This is a genomic window from Halomonas sp. 18071143, from assembly GCF_019211725.1.
GTDB classification, from domain to species: Bacteria; Pseudomonadota; Gammaproteobacteria; order Pseudomonadales; family Halomonadaceae; genus Vreelandella; species Vreelandella stevensii.
In genome coordinates this window covers 695,464-711,189 of the sequence record NZ_CP078120.1, presented here as the reverse complement: position 1 = coordinate 711,189, position 15,726 = coordinate 695,464, and the positions used below count along the sequence as shown (strand labels likewise).

General features: G+C 60.3%; 15 protein-coding genes, 5 tRNA genes and 1 pseudogene. 7 read left to right on the top strand and 14 right to left on the bottom strand.

Annotated elements, in window-relative coordinates:
• Positions 1-25: 25 nt before the first annotated feature.
• The gene (puuE, locus tag KVY02_RS03465; RefSeq protein WP_039175422.1) at positions 26-952 is read right to left on the bottom strand and encodes an allantoinase PuuE; all 927 of its coding nucleotides are present in this window, start codon (positions 950-952) and stop codon (positions 26-28) included.
• Between the two features lie 335 nt (positions 953-1,287).
• Between puuE and KVY02_RS03460 the strand changes: the two are divergent.
• A pseudogene (locus KVY02_RS03460) lies at positions 1,288-1,587 on the top strand (cytosine permease); the annotation flags it as partial.
• 290 nt (positions 1,588-1,877) lie between these two features.
• Here KVY02_RS03460 and KVY02_RS03455 read toward each other — a convergent pair.
• The 3 genes from KVY02_RS03455 to uraH are packed head-to-tail and all read right to left on the bottom strand — an operon-like array spanning position 1,878 to position 4,183.
• On the bottom strand, positions 1,878-2,594 hold the full coding sequence (locus tag KVY02_RS03455) for a GntR family transcriptional regulator (protein WP_016916204.1): 717 nt from the start codon (positions 2,592-2,594) through the stop codon (positions 1,878-1,880).
• A gap of 24 nt (positions 2,595-2,618) precedes the next feature.
• Complete coding sequence (locus tag KVY02_RS03450; RefSeq protein WP_081136262.1) at positions 2,619-3,818, bottom strand: urate hydroxylase PuuD; 1,200 nt, start codon at positions 3,816-3,818, stop codon at positions 2,619-2,621.
• 11 nt (positions 3,819-3,829) lie between these two features.
• Entirely contained in the window at positions 3,830-4,183 is a 354-nt protein-coding gene (uraH, locus tag KVY02_RS03445) for a hydroxyisourate hydrolase (RefSeq protein WP_081136265.1), read from the bottom strand.
• A 124-nt stretch (positions 4,184-4,307) separates the two neighbouring features.
• On the opposite strand from uraH, the gene uraD reads away from it, so the two are divergent.
• The gene (gene uraD, locus KVY02_RS03440; protein ID WP_081136267.1) at positions 4,308-4,850 is read left to right on the top strand and encodes a 2-oxo-4-hydroxy-4-carboxy-5-ureidoimidazoline decarboxylase; all 543 of its coding nucleotides are present in this window, start codon (positions 4,308-4,310) and stop codon (positions 4,848-4,850) included.
• A gap of 62 nt (positions 4,851-4,912) precedes the next feature.
• Here uraD and KVY02_RS03435 read toward each other — a convergent pair whose 3' ends face one another.
• The 3 genes from KVY02_RS03435 to KVY02_RS03425 form a co-directional block, all read right to left on the bottom strand.
• Positions 4,913-5,269, bottom strand: a complete 357-nt coding sequence (locus tag KVY02_RS03435) for a phasin family protein (RefSeq protein WP_016916200.1) — start codon at positions 5,267-5,269, stop codon at positions 4,913-4,915.
• A 177-nt stretch (positions 5,270-5,446) separates the two neighbouring features.
• Positions 5,447-6,136 carry a glutathione binding-like protein gene (locus KVY02_RS03430; protein WP_081192624.1) on the bottom strand — a complete coding sequence of 230 codons (690 nt, stop codon included), beginning with the start codon at positions 6,134-6,136 and terminating at the stop codon, positions 5,447-5,449.
• Positions 6,137-6,225: 89 nt separating this feature from the next.
• Positions 6,226-6,921 carry a glutathione S-transferase N-terminal domain-containing protein gene (locus tag KVY02_RS03425; RefSeq protein WP_039175399.1) on the bottom strand — a complete coding sequence of 232 codons (696 nt, stop codon included), beginning with the start codon at positions 6,919-6,921 and terminating at the stop codon, positions 6,226-6,228.
• Between the two features lie 374 nt (positions 6,922-7,295).
• Here KVY02_RS03425 and KVY02_RS03420 point away from each other — a divergent pair, with 374 nt between their 5' ends.
• A complete protein-coding gene (locus KVY02_RS03420; RefSeq protein WP_218314371.1) occupies positions 7,296-8,987 on the top strand; it encodes an L-lactate permease in 1,692 nt (563 codons plus the stop codon).
• A gap of 75 nt (positions 8,988-9,062) precedes the next feature.
• Here KVY02_RS03420 and KVY02_RS03415 read toward each other — a convergent pair whose 3' ends face one another.
• Positions 9,063-9,587, bottom strand: a complete 525-nt coding sequence (locus KVY02_RS03415) for a gamma carbonic anhydrase family protein (protein WP_016916196.1) — start codon at positions 9,585-9,587, stop codon at positions 9,063-9,065.
• Between the two features lie 45 nt (positions 9,588-9,632).
• Positions 9,633-10,412 carry a transcriptional regulator GlcC gene (gene glcC / locus KVY02_RS03410; protein WP_081136273.1) on the bottom strand — a complete coding sequence of 260 codons (780 nt, stop codon included), beginning with the start codon at positions 10,410-10,412 and terminating at the stop codon, positions 9,633-9,635.
• Between the two features lie 212 nt (positions 10,413-10,624).
• Between glcC and glcD the strand changes: the two genes are divergently transcribed.
• From glcD to KVY02_RS03390, 4 genes are all read left to right on the top strand, one after another.
• On the top strand, positions 10,625-12,124 hold the full coding sequence (gene glcD, locus KVY02_RS03405; protein ID WP_218314370.1) for a glycolate oxidase subunit GlcD: 1,500 nt from the start codon (positions 10,625-10,627) through the stop codon (positions 12,122-12,124).
• 17 nt (positions 12,125-12,141) lie between these two features.
• Complete coding sequence (gene glcE, locus KVY02_RS03400; RefSeq protein ID WP_218314359.1) at positions 12,142-13,239, top strand: glycolate oxidase subunit GlcE; 1,098 nt, start codon at positions 12,142-12,144, stop codon at positions 13,237-13,239.
• A gap of 14 nt (positions 13,240-13,253) precedes the next feature.
• A complete protein-coding gene (gene glcF / locus KVY02_RS03395; protein ID WP_081136278.1) occupies positions 13,254-14,486 on the top strand; it encodes a glycolate oxidase subunit GlcF in 1,233 nt (410 codons plus the stop codon).
• An 81-nt stretch (positions 14,487-14,567) separates the two neighbouring features.
• On the top strand, positions 14,568-14,969 hold the full coding sequence (locus KVY02_RS03390) for a heme-binding protein (protein ID WP_039175367.1): 402 nt from the start codon (positions 14,568-14,570) through the stop codon (positions 14,967-14,969).
• A gap of 167 nt (positions 14,970-15,136) precedes the next feature.
• On the opposite strand, the gene KVY02_RS03385 is transcribed toward KVY02_RS03390, so the two are convergent.
• From KVY02_RS03385 to KVY02_RS03365, 5 genes are all read right to left on the bottom strand, one after another.
• Positions 15,137-15,213 (bottom strand) — tRNA-Asp (locus KVY02_RS03385).
• 71 nt (positions 15,214-15,284) lie between these two features.
• Positions 15,285-15,360 (bottom strand) — tRNA-Val (locus KVY02_RS03380).
• 47 nt (positions 15,361-15,407) lie between these two features.
• Positions 15,408-15,484: transfer RNA gene (locus KVY02_RS03375), tRNA-Asp, on the bottom strand.
• A gap of 36 nt (positions 15,485-15,520) precedes the next feature.
• Positions 15,521-15,597: transfer RNA gene (locus KVY02_RS03370), tRNA-Asp, on the bottom strand.
• Between the two features lie 45 nt (positions 15,598-15,642).
• Positions 15,643-15,718: transfer RNA gene (locus KVY02_RS03365), tRNA-Val, on the bottom strand.
• Positions 15,719-15,726: the final 8 nt, after the last annotated feature.

The window sequence follows — 15,726 nt, the reverse complement described above, 5'->3', positions numbered from 1 at the left end:
CATGGTGTCCTATCGCATCCTTGGGTTACTGAGTCGGTGCGGGGTGGTGTTCGGCCCAGTGACGAGCGATATCGACCCGGCGGGCGACCCATACTCGATCATGCGCTTCGATATGGTCCAGAAAGCGCTGAAGCGCACGGAAACGGCCCGGGCGGCCCAGCAACCGGCAGTGCATGCCAATCGAAAGCATTTTCGGCGCCTCCTCCCCTTCGGCATACAGTACATCAAAGGCGTCGCGCAGGTAGGTAAAGAAGTGGTCGGCGGTATTGAACCCCTGCGGCGCCGCAAAACGCATGTCATTGGTATCCAGGGTGTAGGGCACCACCAGATGCTGGTGCTCGGCGCCCTGGCTGTCGCTCACGCGGGTCCAGAAGGGCAGGTCGTCGCCGTAGTAATCGCTGTCGTAGAGAAACCCGCCTTCATCCAATATCAGGCGCCGCGTATTGGGACTATCGCGGCCGGTGTACCAGCCTTGTGGCTTCTCACCGTACAGACGCTGGAAAATCTCCATGGCTTTTTGCAGGTGCTCGCGCTCTACGTGCTCGGGCGTTTCCTGATAGTGAATCCAGCGGTAGCCGTGACAGGCCACTTCATGGCCCAGCTCCTTGAACGCCTGCGCCACCTCCGGGTGGCGCTCCAGCGCCATGGCCACCCCAAACACGGTGAGCGGCAGCCCACGACGCTCAAATTCGCGCAGAATGCGCCACACGCCAGCTCGCGAGCCGTACTCGTAGATGGACTCCATGCTCAGGTGGCGGTCGGGATAGCTGGCTGCCCCGATGATCTCGGAAAGGAACTGCTCGGACCCCGCATCCCCGTGAAGCACGCAATTCTCCGCGCCCTCTTCGTAGTTGAGTACGAACTGCACGGCTATTTTGGCGCCGTTGGGCCACTGGGCATGAGGGGGCGTTTGGCCGTAGCCAATCAGGTCACGCGGGTAATGGGAAGACATGGTCGGGCTCCTTTAGCGAGGCAGCGCATTTTAGTTTGTATACAAAATAGTCATTTTAACCAGCGCCTGCAATGCAGCGCAGGGCTAATCATTTGAGTTCTCGACGCTTTGACGGCCCCTGCTGAGCCAGGCTATTGAAACCTGAACGATTGGTCAACCCATATCGAGAGCATCAAGTGCATTAGCCCCTTGCACTTGGCTAACAACCGCCCTATTTTTGTATACAAGATAGAAAATATTGTTCACACAAGAGCATCCAAACGTGCATATACGTCTGATCAACCCCAATACCACGGCGGCCATGACGGAAACTTCTTGTCTGGTTTGGTGGCTGCGTGTCGATTGACACCTTCGCCATGGGCTCCAGCGTGGTGGGCACGCTCAACTTGCTGCAAGCCACGCTGGCCATCGCCATCGGCTGCTTTGTGATCGGCGTGGCGCTGGCCATCAATGGCGCCGCCGGATACAAGCACGGCATTCCGTTCATGGTGCAGGCGCGCAGCGCCTTTGGGTTCACCGGAACGCGTATCCCCGGGCTGGGGCGCGCCGTGCCTGCCATCGTGTGGTATGGCTTTCAGAGCTGGATTGGGGCCGGTGCCCTCAGCATGGTGTCGGCGACGCTGTTCGGCTGGAACACCCGGGCCCTTCTGGCCTTTGGCGGTGCCGCGCTATTCTCGCTCTCCACCGTCATCGTCCCCGCCCTGAGCGGCCTCGACGGCTTCGGGTGGTTGATTGGTGCAGGCCTGGGGGGAGTGTTCTACTACGGGCTAATGAAGCAGTTCAAGGCAGCGCCGACGCTGGCTGAGCAGCGGGCTCATTAAGCCGGTCCGCCAGCGCGGCAGGAGCGCCTGTCTCAGCAACGCCACCGGATCGTCTCCGGTGGCGTTTTTTCTGCTGGCGGCAATCGAGCTGTGCACTATCGTCGCTATGCGCCAAAAATCTGCTGCAAGTCCGGCACATTTTCTTCCTCCTCGACCATGGACAGCGACGCTTCGATGGCCTTGAGGTGACGGCTCATGAAGGCCTTGGCACGTTCGCCATTGCCTGCTTCCAGGTAGCCGATCAGGTCGTCATGATCGTGGGACTCGCAGCCCAGGTGGCCGCGATGCCCATATACGGCGAGGATCAGTGAAGAGCGCGAGCAGAGGCGCTCGACGAATTCCGCCAGGGTGGCGTTGCCGGAGAGCTGCGCCAGGCGCACGTGGAAATCGGCCGAGAGACGGATGGCCACGCTTTGCTGGCCGCTGCGCAGGGCCTGTCGCTCCTGCCTGGCCATGTCTCGCAGCTCGGCAGCCGCCTTGGCATCCATGCGCCTTGCCACGTCGGGCATCAGGCCGCACTCGATGAGCTGGCGTGCATCGAACACGTCCTTGGCTTCATCGGCGGTAGGGCGCGTCACGCTGGCCCCACGGCGCGGCGTCAGGGTCACCAGTTGCTCCAGCGCCAGCCGCTGCAGGATTTTACGGATCCCCGTGCGGCTGATGCCAAACACCTCTGCCAGGGCATCTTCGCGCAGCCGGGCACCCGGCTTGAGGCGTTGCTCCACGATGGCATCGCTCACTGCCCGGTAAATGGCTTCGTGGCGCTCGTCACCCTCTTTTTCCGTGGGCCGCCGTTTCAACGCCGTCTGCGCTTCGCTCATGGGGTCTCCTCTCTGCGAACCGATTTACTCCTCCCAGGCCGCTATGATATCGCGCTCTTCGTCACTCATGTTGGTGATATTGCCCAGCGGCATGTAGCGAGTGTCGACGACCCGCTGAATCTGCGCCTTGTGGCCCAGTATCTCTTCCCAGTGATCGAAGGCGTAGCCCGCAGGTGGCGCGGAGAACCCGGCGTGCTCAGGGTTACGCGCATGACACAGGGTGCAGTGCTGCTCCACCAGAGCGGTGACCTGAGCCTGATCGGGGGCCGCGCCGGTACTTTCCACGGCGGCGCGTGGGCTGGGGGCCGCTACCCAGAACGCCAGCAGAATGAGCCCTACGCCTATCGCAGGATAGGCAGGCTGGACCTTGCCCGCATGCATCAGCACGAAGAACTGACGAATCAGCGCGCCAGCAAAGATGAACAAGGCCATGACGATCCAGGCCTGCTCATGGGAGTAAAGAAAAGAGTAGTGATTACTCACCATCAGCAGCACCACCGGCAGCGTGAAGTAGGTGTTGTGCACCGAGCGCTGCTTGCCGCGCTTGCCATCTAGCGGGTTGGGGGCCTCTCCGGCTTTCATGGCCTTGACCATGCGGCGCTGGCCGGGAATGATCCAGAAGAAGACGTTGGCCGACATGGCCGTGGCCATGACGGCCCCGGTGAGCAGAAAGGCGGCCCGCCCGGTGAACATCTGGGTGCTCAAATACGCCACGACCACCATCATCACCGCCACGGCAATGCTCAGCAGGCCGTCACGCTGCATATCCGGGCTGATACGCTTGCAAAGCTCGTTATAGACCACCCAGCCGCCCAGCAGGAAGCCCAATGCCAGCAGGTTGGCTTGCCAACCGGTGAGGTTGGCCGCCCAGGCCCAGTTGCTGTTGGAGTTGACCAGGTAGAAGCCCGGATTGACCATATAAAGAATGACGAACAGCGCAAAGCCAGAGAGCCATGTGGTGTAGGCTTTCCAGAACGACCAGTGCAGGTCGTTGGGGAGCTTGGCAGGGGCCGTGGCGTATTTCTGGTTATGATAGAAACCACCGCCATGCACCGCCCACATCTCACCAAACACGCCCTTGTCACGATCTTCCTGAGCCTTGGGCGTGCGCAGGCTGTTATCCAGCATGACGAAATAGATCGACTCTCCGATCCAGGCAATGGCGGCAATCACGTGGAGCCAGCGCAGCAGCAGGTTGGCAAATTCGATAGTGTACGCTTGCATGTGAAGCCCCCTCAGCTACCGCGATAGGTCGAGTAGCCATACGGCGAGAGCAGCAGCGGTACGTGGTAGTGCTGGCTGGCATCGGCCACGCCAAAGCGCAGCGGGATGACGTCCAGGAAGCGGGGCTCGGCAGCCTCGACCCCCTGCTGGCGTAAATAGTCTCCCGCATGGAACACTAGCTCATATTCGCCAGCGGTCAGCGCCTCGCCTTCCAACAGCGGCGCATCACAGCGGCCGTCGCTGTTGGTGACGGTGGTCGCTAACGGCTCGCGCTGGCCACCGGTCAACCGAAAGACCTCGATGATGATGCCCTGACCGGGCTGCCCTTTGGCGGTATCCAGCACGTGGGTAGTCAAGCGTCCCATCGTCACTCCTCATATTGGCAGGGTTATTGGTGTTGTTGGCAGGTTTGACCTATTGGTCAAAGAGTACCGTTGATGCTATTTATTGTATACAGCAATTCCCTTTTCGCACGCTTGGAGAACCCTTGTGCCGACTGAAACGCCTTTGCGACTGTCCCCTGTCCCGAGCCAAAGCAGCCTGGAAACCTTCGTGGCACACTATGGCGATGTCTATGAACACTCTCCCTGGGTGGCCAAGGCCGCCTGGCAACACGGCCTGGAAGAGACTCACGACGCCCCGGATGCGCTGGCCGAACTGATGGGCAAGATGCTTCAACAGGCATCTCCCGAGCAGCAGACGGCCGTCATTCAGGCACACCCTGATCTGGCCGGCAAAGCCGCGCTGGCCGGGGAGCTGACCCACGACTCTACCAGCGAACAGGCCGGTGCTGGGCTCGATCAGTGTTCACCGGAAGAGTTTGCCCGCTTCGAGCAGTTGAACGCCGCCTATCAGGAAAAATTTGGCTTTCCCTTCGTGATTGCCGTCAAGGGCCTGGACCGCTATGCCATTCTGGAGGCCTTTGAAAAGCGGTTGAACAACGATCCGGTACAAGAAAGAAAAACGGCCATCGAGCAAATCATCAGGATTGCACGGTTTCGGCTGAGAGCGCGTGCAGGCGACGCCACCTAATGCCCGCTCTTCGGATAAAAAAATGCCGCGCTTCAGGGCGCGGCATTTTCATGGAGCAACCGTTACGATTTGGCAGTATCGGCTGCTTTCTTGGTGGTCTCTTCCGCCATTTTCTGACTTTCCTGCAGGAAGCCCTGGCTGATAGAGGTCACTTTTTCGGAGTCACCTTTCATGCGCTCCATCATGTCGCTGGCCGCTTTCTGCTGGCTTTCCATGGCTTTCTTGAAGCTATCGGCGTCCTTGACGTCGAGCCAGGTGCGCGCCTGGGCGATGGTCATGTCGGAATAGGCGCGTGCAGCATCCATTTGAGCGCCGACCAGCTGCTCGTAGTAGTCCAGCGCTGCCAGTGTGTAAGAGCGCATGGGGGAAACAAACACGGACTCAAACTGCTGGCTGGTTTTTTCTGCTGTCTTGTTCATCACTAAATCTCCTTGAGTGAGCTAGCGGTACGATGCGCTCAACGGCGCATCTTGATGGGCGGTTGCCGTTGCTAATATCAAAGCTAGCAGCGCTTTTTGTGCATCGCAACATGATTTTTTTCACCATCACCCACGCCTCACTCGCACGGCCAATAGCTCACTCGCGGTTAATCATTACTAGCGGTTACCGAACAAGTGCTTACGCGCCAGGTCATCCATGGGCGCACCTGCCTGGGGGTTCACATCCTCGACCAATGCATAGGCTTTGCGAATGGCGGGACGCTGGGAAAGCTCTTCGAACCAGCGCTCCAGGTCGGGAAACTCCTCCAGCGTCTGGCGCTGTTTTTCCCAGGGCACGATCCACGGGTAGATAGCCATGTCGGCAATCGAGTAACGGTCGCCGCCCACATAGTGTTGCTGGGAAAGACGCTGATCCAGTACGCTATAAAGCCGATTGGTTTCACGCACGTAGCGCTCGATGGCGTAGTCGATCTTGTGGGGCGCATAGTGGCAGAAGTGGTGATTTTGCCCGGCCATGGGGCCTAGCCCACCCATCTGCCAGTGCAGCCACTGCAGTACCACATAGCGCTCGCGCCCTTCTGCTGGCAGGAACTGACCGCTCTTGTCTGCCAGGTACTCCAGAATCGCCCCTGATTCGAACAGCGCCATGGGCTGCCCCCCGTCGCGCGGGGCATGGTCGACGATGGCAGGAATGCGATTATTGGGGGCAATGGCCAGGAATTCGGGGTCGAACTGATCGCCCCGCCCGATATTGATGGGCTTTACACGATAGGCGAGCTTCGCTTCTTCAAGCATGATGGAGATTTTGTGGCCGTTGGGCGTTGTCCAGTAATACAGGTCAATCATTGCCATCTCCTTGTCCATGAAGGGCGTGCCCATACAGGGGTGTGGCCCTTCATGTTGCCTGTGAGTGTCAGCGGCGAGTACCGCTTAGCCTAGTATAGATCACGAATGGTCATGGCCTTGCCCGCCACGCCATCGTGCACCGCCAGCATGCGCTGGAACCAGCCGGCCACGGGGTCACGCTCCTCCACCAGCGTTTCGGTCGAGACGCTATAGGCCCACATCATGCTGCCGAACAGCAGGTAATCTGCCCCAGCGGGGGAGTCACCATCGAGGAAAGGGGTTTCCTTGAGTTGTGCACTGACGGGCACCAGCGCCTGATGCAGTTGCTGGCGGCCTTTCTCAGGGTCGTGAACCGCCTCGAGGCTGGCCCCAAAGCGCGCTTCACGGGTGGTGCGGAAGTACTCCCGATCCTCCGGGTGGATGGCTTCCAGCAGATCCAGCACCACGATACGAAACAGCGCGGGCGTAATGCTGCGGTCCACCAGTTGCTTGAATAGCGTGACACGCTGCAAGCCCAGCCCATCGCCCAGCACCGGCGCCTCAGGGTAAGTGGTATCCAGGTAGCGCAGGATATCGAAGCTGTCGGTGACCACCGTGTCGCCATCGGTCAACACCGGCACCTTGTCGTAGTGGGCAAATGCCAGCGCCTCTTTCTGCTGAAACCGCCAGGCCACCGTAGTGTATGCCAGCCCTTTGTGGGCCAGCGCCATGCGCACGCGCCAGCAGTAGGGAGAAAATCTCAAGCGATCATCGCGACCGCACAAATCATAAAGCGTGATGGCCATGGTCGAACGACTCCTGAAAAGAAGTAAAGATTGCGCCTACGCGCTACGTTGTCACAGTCCCTGCGATAGGCATAGAGTGCCCTTCTCTGTGTACTGCCTTTTTCCGCTGTCACTGAACTGTCTATTAGTCTAATAACAATATCGTCACGGGGCTTTCTAAAAGCATTAAAAAAGCAATGAATAACAACTACTTGATACTAAAAAAATGCCATGAACCAGGATAAAAAAAGCCCTCTTCACTGGTAAGACCAATTTTCCAACATAGTCATTCCGGGCGCCTGACCGTATCTTTCACGCTGTCCCAACTATCATTGAAAATGATGCGTTGGCTTTCGCGGAGCATACCAAATCAATAACAAGGGGCCGTTCCTCCCATGAATGAAAATATATTAGCTCTTCTGGCATTTCTGCCGCTGTTGCTGGCAGGGATATTGCTCATAGGCTTTAAAATCCCCGCCAAGATAGCGATGCCGATCGTTTTCTTCACCGCCGCCATTATCGGCCTGACCGCATGGGACATGTCGTTCAGCCGTGTCGCGGCATCCACCGTTCAAGGGTTGATCCAGACCGCTGGCCTGCTGTGGATCATCTTTGGCGCCATCCTGCTGCTGAACACCCTCAAGCACTCCGGTGGCATCACGGCCATTCGTAACGGCTTTTCAGGCATCAGCCCGGACCGTCGTGTGCAGGCGCTGATCGTCGCGTGGCTGTTTGGCTGCTTTATCGAAGGTGCTTCAGGCTTTGGTACTCCTGCCGCCGTGGCTGCACCGCTGATGGTCGCCCTGGGCTTCCCGGCGCTGGCAGCCGTCGTGGTAGGCATGATGATTCAGTCGACCCCGGTATCGTTTGGCGCAGTGGGCACCCCGATTGTAGTGGGCGTAGGCAGCGGCCTGGACCGTGCCGGTATCACGGCGCAGCTGGAAGCCAACGGCTCCACCTGGGAAGCCTTCTTCCAACAGGTCACCAGCACCACGGCGATCACTCACGGCATCGTGGGTATCCTCATGCCGTTGATTCTAGTGCTGATCATGGTGCGCTTCTTTGGCGCCAACCGCTCCTGGAAAGAGGGACTGTCCATTGCTCCGTTCGCCATTTTCACGGGCATCGCGTTCGTCGTACCTTACATGCTGGTAGGCGTCTTCCTGGGGCCAGAGTTCCCCTCGATGATCGGTGCCATGGTCGGTCTGGCCATTGTCGTACCCGCCGCGCGTAAAGGGTTCCTGCTGCCGAAAGACACCTGGGATTTCCCGGAAGCCACCTCCTGGCCGGACGAGTGGATCGGCAATCTGCAGATCAAGCTGGATGACGTGGTAGGCAAGACGCCGATTTCGACGCTCAAAGGCTGGATCCCCTATGTACTGCTGGCGATCTTCCTGGTGGCCTCCCGTACCGTCGAGCCCCTGCGTGTGGCACTGACTTCCGTGAACCTGAACTGGGCCAACATCTTCGGTGAAGCAGGCGTCAGCGGCGGCCTCCAGCCGCTCTATCTGCCGGGCGGCATCATTCTGGCCGTGGTGTTCATCACCTACTTCCTGCACAAGATGAACCCGCGTCAGATGAGCGCTGCGGTTTCAGAGTCCACCAAAACCATTTTTGGTGCGGGTTTCGTACTCATCTTCACCGTGCCGATGGTGCGCATCCTGATCAACTCGGGCGTCAATGGCGCAGACCTGGTCTCCATGCCCGTCATGATGGCCCAGGCTGTCGCCAACGGCGTGGGTGGTGTCTATCCCTTCTTTGCTCCCGCCGTGGGCGCCATGGGCGCTTTCATCGCCGGTTCCAATACGGTTTCCAACCTGATGCTGGCCGAGTTCCAGTTCAGCATTGCGCAAACCCTGGGACTCTCAACCGCCGTCATGGTCGCCCTTCAAGCGGTGGGTGCTGCAGCGGGTAACATGATCGCGATTCACAACGTGGTCGCCGCCTCGGCAACCGTTGGCCTGCTGGGTCGCGAAGGCACCACGATTCGTAAAACGATCATTCCGACCATCTACTACCTGGTATTCACCGGCATCATCGCGCTGATCGCGTTCTACGTGCTGGGTATCACTGACCCGCTGATGTAACCTCAGTTCGGATCAGACCACCTCGCCCACCCTCAGGCCATGCCTGGGGGCGGGCGTTTTCAGTTTCAGTCAGACTCAATCGATGCGCTTGAGCGAGTCAGCGTGTTGCTGGCCTCGTATCACATAGCTTTGTGCATTCAGCTTCAGCGCTTCCACCGCCTCTGCCGACAGCTCCCTGACCACTTTGGCAGGTGAGCCGACAATCAGCGAGTTTGGCGGAAAGACCGCCCCTTCCTTGATGAAGGCCCCTGCGCCTACCAGGCTGTTCTCGCCAATCACGGCGCCGTTGAGCACGACCGCCTGAATGCCGATCAAGCAGCCATCCCCCACGGTACAGCCATGCAGCATCGCCTGGTGCCCGACGGTCACCCCCTTTCCCACCTTCAGCGGGTAGCCGGGGTCCGCGTGCAGTACGGCGCCATCCTGAATGTTGCTCTCTTCACCGATTTCCAGATGATCGCTGTCGCCGCGCAGTACCGCCTGATACCACACGCTGGCGCGTGCCTTCAGGGTAACCTGACCGATGACGTCCGCCGTGTCGGCAATGTATACGTCTTCATGAATAGCGGGCCGATGCTCGCCAAATTGATAGATGGCCACGTAACGCTCCTTTTGTTGGTTATTCGCTCATGAAGAGTGTCACGATTACTGCCACTGTTCCAGGCGCATGGCGGAGCGCTCCAGGCGATCGTGCTCCGCCTCCAGCTCTCTCAGCAATTCACTGATGCTGGTGAGGTGCTCCAGCGCAATCTGCCGCGCCTGCTCGGCGTGGCCGCTGACTACCGAGTCATGCAGGCGTGCGTGCTGTTGATTGATCATCTCTCTGGGGCCGGGCCGGTGGTAGAGGTGCTTGACCGATGCAAAGACCGAGCTGAGCAGCAGATCGGTCAGCCCCTGCAGCGTATGCACCAGTACGGGGTTGTGGGAGGCCTGGGAGATGGCCAGATGAAACGCGTGGTCCAGTCGCGCCAACTGCTCGACTTCCAGGGTATCCGTCTGGGCAGCGTATTCGGCCATGTCACGATAGCGGCGTGTGATCAGCACGCGGTCCATGGACGTGCCACGCCGAGCCGCCAGATAGGCCGACTCGCCTTCCAGCAGCGCGCGCACTTCCAGCAAGTCGAACAGCGTCCGCGGATGGTCACGAAACAGATGCATCAGCGGGCTCTGGTGTTGGCTCGGCAACAGGGACGCCACGGTGGAACCATGGCCCTGGCGAGTGTTGATGATGCCCTTGCTGCGCAAGATCCTCAGCCCCTCACGCAGGGAGGCACGAGAAACGCCCAGACGCTCACATAGCCGCCGCTCGGAAGGCAGCAGTTGCCCCGGTCGAAAGACTCCCTCGAGAATCAGCTCTTCCAGCCTGGCCGCCACGTGCTCGGGCGTGCGTTTGCCCGCGGCGATGTCGTCGTTGTTGAGTACCACTTGCCCTCCTCTCTGCTTGAGCCATAACGCCTCCTGGCGGTAAGACCAAGTAGCTGTTTGGGGTGAGTATGCCATGAACCTTGCGACTATCGACCAATTACTGGTCAGACCACTGCACCACAGGCTGGACAGGCGCCTGAAAAAAGCTCAGATTGGCGTCAAGCGGCGGCAACCTGCTGCTCTGTTCAACGATAAAAATGAAGGATGTCGCGATGAATATCCTGTTCGACGAGCGCCTCGATGGCGAGCTCGTCCACCGTGATAAAGCCGAGGTGCTCAGCGACCTGCAAAGCGCTGTGCCTACCTTGACCCTGCTGCACCGCGAAGAAGACCTGCGCCCATTCGAATGCGATGGCCTGGCGGCTTATCGGGTGCTGCCCATGCTGGTCGCCCTGCCGGAAACGCTGGCCCAGGTGGAAGGCCTGCTCAAGCGCTGTCACGCCCTGGGCGTGCCGGTGGTGACCCGCGGCGCGGGCACCGGGCTTTCCGGCGGCGCCCTGCCCCTGGAGCAAGGCGTGCTGCTGGTCATGTCGCGCTTCAATCAGATCATCAGCGTCGACCCCGATGCCCGTCTGGCCAGGGTACAACCCGGCGTTCGCAACCTGGCGATTTCCGAGGCGGCGGCGCCCTATGGCCTGTATTACGCGCCCGACCCGTCTTCCCAGATTGCCTGCTCCATTGGCGGTAACGTCGCCGAAAATGCCGGTGGTGTGCACTGCCTCAAGTATGGCCTGACCGTGCACAACGTACTGCGCGTGGACGTACTGACCATCGAAGGCGAGCACATGACGCTGGGCTCCGAAGCGCTGGATGCGCCAGGCTTTGATCTGCTCGCGCTGATGAATGGCTCCGAAGGCATGCTGGGGGTGGTCACGGAGATTACCGTCAAGCTGTTGCCCAAACCGGAAACCGCCAAGGTCCTCATGGCCAGCTTCGACGATATCGAAAAGGCAGGCCGCGCAGTGGGTGACATCATTGCCGCAGGGATCATTCCCGGTGGCCTGGAAATGATGGACAAGCTCGCCATTCAGGCCGCAGAAGACTTCATCAAGGCGGGCTATCCAGTGGATGCCGAAGCCATTCTGCTCTGCGAGTTGGACGGCGTCGAAGCAGACGTGGACGACGACTGTGAGACCGTGCGCCGCGTACTGGAAGCGGCCGGAGCCACCCATATTCAACAGGCCCGGGACGAAGCCGAGCGCGCCAAATTCTGGGCCGGGCGCAAGAACGCCTTCCCGGCGGTAGGCCGCATGTCACCGGACTACTACTGCATGGATGGCACCATTCCCCGCCGCGAGCTGCCCCGGGTACTCAAGGGCATTGCCGCGCTTTCCGAGGAGAGTGGCCTGGCCGTGGCCAACGTGTTTCACGCGGGCGATGGCAATATGCACCCGCTGATTCTGTTCGATGCCAACAAAGAGGGTGAGCTGTCCCTGGCGGAAGACGTTGGTGGCAAGATCCTGGAGCTGTGCGTTGCCGCAGGAGGCTCGATTACCGGCGAGCACGGCGTAGGGCGCGAGAAGATCAATCAGATGTGCAGCCAGTTTCAGCCCGACGAACTGACGGTCTTTCACGCTCTGAAAGCGGCCTTCGACCCGCAACGGCTACTCAACCCGGGGAAGAACATTCCGACCCTGGCGCGCTGCGCTGAATTTGGCGCCATGCATGTACATAACAACGAGTTACCGCATCCGGAGCTGCCACGCTTCTGATGCCACAAGGACCGACCATGACCGAACTAGCGATACACGCTGACCAGGATATCGCCGCTGAACTGTGCGAACAGGTGCGCAGCGCCTACGCCGAGCGCACCCCGCTACGCATCGTGGCGGGAAACACTCGGGCTTTCTATGGCCGCCCGGTAGAAGGCGTGGAGCTCAATGTCGCGGCCCATCGCGGCATCGTCTCCTACGACCCCCTGGAGCTGGTGGTGACCGTGCGGGCCGGCACACGGCTTGACGCGCTGAACGCAGCACTTGCCGAGAAGCATCAGATGCTGCCTTTCGAGCCACCGATCTTTGGCGAAGCCAGCACCATTGGCGGTGCGGTCGCCACTGGCATGTCCGGCCCCCGTCGCCCCTGGGCCGGGGCTGCCAGGGATTTCGTGCTGGGCACGCGGGTGATCACTCAGGAAGGCAAACTGCTGCGCTTTGGCGGCGAAGTCATGAAGAACGTGGCGGGCTACGATCTCTCCCGCATGATGACCGGCGCCCAGGGCACGCTGGGCGTACTGGCCGATATCTCTTTCAAGGTGCTGCCGATTCCCACCGCCAGCCATAGCTTGCGCCTTTCCATGGGTCTGGAAGACGCCCTGGCGAAGCTCTCCGAGCTGGGCCGCCAGCCGCTGCCGATCACCGCCGCAGCCTGGCACGCGGGCGAGCTGTTCATCCGCCTGGAAGGCGGCGAAAGCTCGGTCAAGGCGACCAGGGAGCGGCTGGGCGGCGACGCCCTCTCGGCAGACTTCTGGCAGCAGCTACGCGACCTGCAGCACGCCTTTTTCAACCTGGCCGAGGGCCAAGCTCTGTGGCGCCTGTCGCTACCCCCCCATACACCGCCGTTGGCACTGGCCGTCGATGAAAGCGATATCTTCTACGACTGGGGCGGCAGCCAGCGCTGGGTGAAAACCCCACTGCCCGCGCAAACCCTGCGCGATGCCTGCCAGCAGGCAGGCGGCCACGCCACCTGCTACACCCCGCATCATCAGGGCGGTGCGGAGTCACCGTTCACGCCACTGAATTCAGTCGTGGAAAAGTATCATCGCAACCTGAAGGCCGAACTGGATGCCCACGGCATTTTCAATCCTGGTCGTCTTTATGCGGCATTTTAATCAGGAGAGCTGACATGCAGACGCACTTTACCGATGCCGACCGCCAGAAACCGCATATTCAGGAAGCCGAGCGCATTCTGCGCACCTGCGTACACTGCGGCTTTTGTAACGCCACCTGCCCCACTTACCAGCTGCTGGGCGATGAGCGAGACGGGCCACGCGGGCGTATCTACCTGATGAAAGAGCTGCTGGAGAGCCGCGATGACGATGACCAAGTCACCGAAGAGACTCGCCTGCACCTCGACCGCTGCCTGACCTGCCGCAACTGTGAAACCACCTGCCCCTCGGGCGTCGAGTATCACAAGCTGCTGGATATAGGACGTGCCGAGATCGAGCGCCGCGTGCCCCGCTCAGCCGCCGAACGCGCCCAACGCTACGCCCTGCGTAAAATGCTGGTGGACCCCAAGCGCTTCAAGGCGCTGCTGAGTCTGGGGCAAACCTTCAAACCGCTGGTGCCTGGCAAGCTGCGCAGCAAAATGCCGCCCGCTCCGGTGGATGCAGGTCAACGCCCCGACAGCCAGCGCCATACGCGCAAGGTATTGATCCTGGAAGGCTGTGTGCAGCCTGGTCTCTCGCCCAACACCAATGCGGCGACGGCTCGCTTGCTCGACCGCCTGGGCATCAGCGTCACACCGATCAGCGAAGCGGGCTGCTGCGGTGCCATCGATTTCCACCTCAATGCACAGGAAGCCGGTCGCCAGCGCATGCGCGCCAATATCGACGCTTGGTGGCCTCACATCGAGCAAGGGGCCGAAGCCATCGTGCAAACCGCCAGCGGCTGCGGCGCCTTCGTCAAAGAGTATGCCGACATGCTCAAGGACGACCCTGCCTACGCGGCAAAGGCCCAGCGCGTCAGCGCACTGGCCAGGGATATCGTCGAGATTCTGCGCGACGAGCCTTTGGAGGCCCTGCAGCTCAAGGAGCATCAGCGTCTGGCATTCCACTGCCCCTGTACGTTGCAGCATGCCCAGAAGCTCAACGGCGCGGTGGAAAGCGTGCTGGGCAAACTCGGCTTTACGCTGGCCCCGGTCAAGGATGCCCACCTGTGCTGCGGTTCGGCAGGCACCTACTCGGTGACGCAGCCGGAGCTCGCCACCCAGCTGCGCGACAACAAACTCAATGCTCTGGAAGCAGGCAACCCCGAAGTGATCGTGACCGCCAATATCGGCTGTCAGACGCATCTGGCCAGTGCCAATCGCACGCCAGTCCGCCACTGGGTAGAAGTCGTCGACGCTGCCCTGGTATAACCTCGATACTCGCGGCCCCTGGCATCACGCCTTGCCCGTCAGGCGCCGCGCCTCACCCCCCATGATAAGAAGGATACTTTGATGCAAACCAAAGCCGTTCTGGGCCAAGCCGACGTTATTCAAGTACTGGACGCCGCACAGCAAGAAGCCGACAACAACAGCTGGCCCGTGACCATTGCCGTCACCGACGATGGCGGCCACCTGCTGGCCCTGCGCCGTCTGGATGGCGCTGCCCCGTTCAGCGCCGAAGTAGCGACCCAAAAAGCGCGCAGCGCAGCGCTCGGCCGCAAAGAGACGCAAATCTTCGAGGAGATGATTAACGGTGGCCGTACGGCGTTTGTCTCGGCACCGCTGCAGGGGCTGCTGTCCGGCGGCGTACCGATCATCGTGGATGGCCAGGTCGTGGGTGCCGTGGGGATTTCTGGCGTCAAGCCGGACCAGGACGTCCAGATCGCCAAAGCCGGTGTCAGCGCTATCGCCTGACCACTGAGCACCGCATGACGCCGTGACAAACGGCGTCATGCGCGCCTGAACATAGGCATCTGGAAATAGAAACGACAAAAAAGCCCGGATCAAGGATCCGGGCTTTTGGAATGTGTTCGGTTTTATCGACGTGCTTGCATGCACATGAATAACCGATAAGTGCTTAATGGCGGACCGGACGAGACTCGAACTCGCGACCTCCGGCGTGACAGGCCGGCATTCTAACCGACTGAACTACCGGTCCACGTTAAGGCACTTCAAGGCCAGTGCAAGGGCGTTGTCAAAGCGGTTCAGTCGCTATGCACGCTGCTTGAATGGTGGGTGGTACTGGGTTCGAACCAGTGACCCCCAGCTTGTAAGGCTGGTGCTCTCCCAACTGAGCTAACCACCCGATCATTGATAGCCGTTGGCTGATCAATCGACTACTTCAAGTTATCGTGGCGGACCGGACGAGACTCGAACTCGCGACCTCCGGCGTGACAGGCCGGCATTCTAACCGACTGAACTACCGGTCCGAATTACGATAACAGGTTTGCAGCATTGAGCGATGATGGCGGACCGGACGAGACTCGAACTCGCGACCTCCGGCGTGACAGGCCGGCATTCTAACCGACTGAACTACCGGTCCACAAATGCATCACTTGCTGCTTACGTTTCCAGGGCACCATGTCAATGGTGGGTGGTACTGGGTTCGAACCAGTGACCCCCAGCTTGTAAGGCTGGTGCTCTCCCAACTGAGCTAACCACCCGCTGGTCA

Excerpts from the sequence above, each read along its gene's own strand:
- puuE (WP_039175422.1), bottom strand. The coding sequence starts at position 952 with ATGTCTTCCCATTACCCGCGTGACCTGATTGGCTACGGCCAAACGCCC.
- KVY02_RS03455 (WP_016916204.1), bottom strand. The coding sequence starts at position 2,594 with ATGAGCGAAGCGCAGACGGCGTTGAAACGGCGGCCCACGGAAAAAGAG.
- KVY02_RS03450 (WP_081136262.1), bottom strand. The coding sequence starts at position 3,818 with ATGCAAGCGTACACTATCGAATTTGCCAACCTGCTGCTGCGCTGGCTC.
- uraH (WP_081136265.1), bottom strand. The coding sequence starts at position 4,183 with ATGGGACGCTTGACTACCCACGTGCTGGATACCGCCAAAGGGCAGCCC.
- KVY02_RS03435 (WP_016916200.1), bottom strand. The coding sequence starts at position 5,269 with ATGAACAAGACAGCAGAAAAAACCAGCCAGCAGTTTGAGTCCGTGTTT.
- KVY02_RS03430 (WP_081192624.1), bottom strand. The coding sequence starts at position 6,136 with ATGATTGACCTGTATTACTGGACAACGCCCAACGGCCACAAAATCTCC.
- KVY02_RS03425 (WP_039175399.1), bottom strand. The coding sequence starts at position 6,921 with ATGGCCATCACGCTTTATGATTTGTGCGGTCGCGATGATCGCTTGAGA.
- KVY02_RS03420 (WP_218314371.1), top strand. The coding sequence starts at position 7,296 with ATGAATGAAAATATATTAGCTCTTCTGGCATTTCTGCCGCTGTTGCTG.
- glcD (WP_218314370.1), top strand. The coding sequence starts at position 10,625 with ATGAATATCCTGTTCGACGAGCGCCTCGATGGCGAGCTCGTCCACCGT.
- glcE (WP_218314359.1), top strand. The coding sequence starts at position 12,142 with ATGACCGAACTAGCGATACACGCTGACCAGGATATCGCCGCTGAACTG.
- glcF (WP_081136278.1), top strand. The coding sequence starts at position 13,254 with ATGCAGACGCACTTTACCGATGCCGACCGCCAGAAACCGCATATTCAG.
- KVY02_RS03390 (WP_039175367.1), top strand. The coding sequence starts at position 14,568 with ATGCAAACCAAAGCCGTTCTGGGCCAAGCCGACGTTATTCAAGTACTG.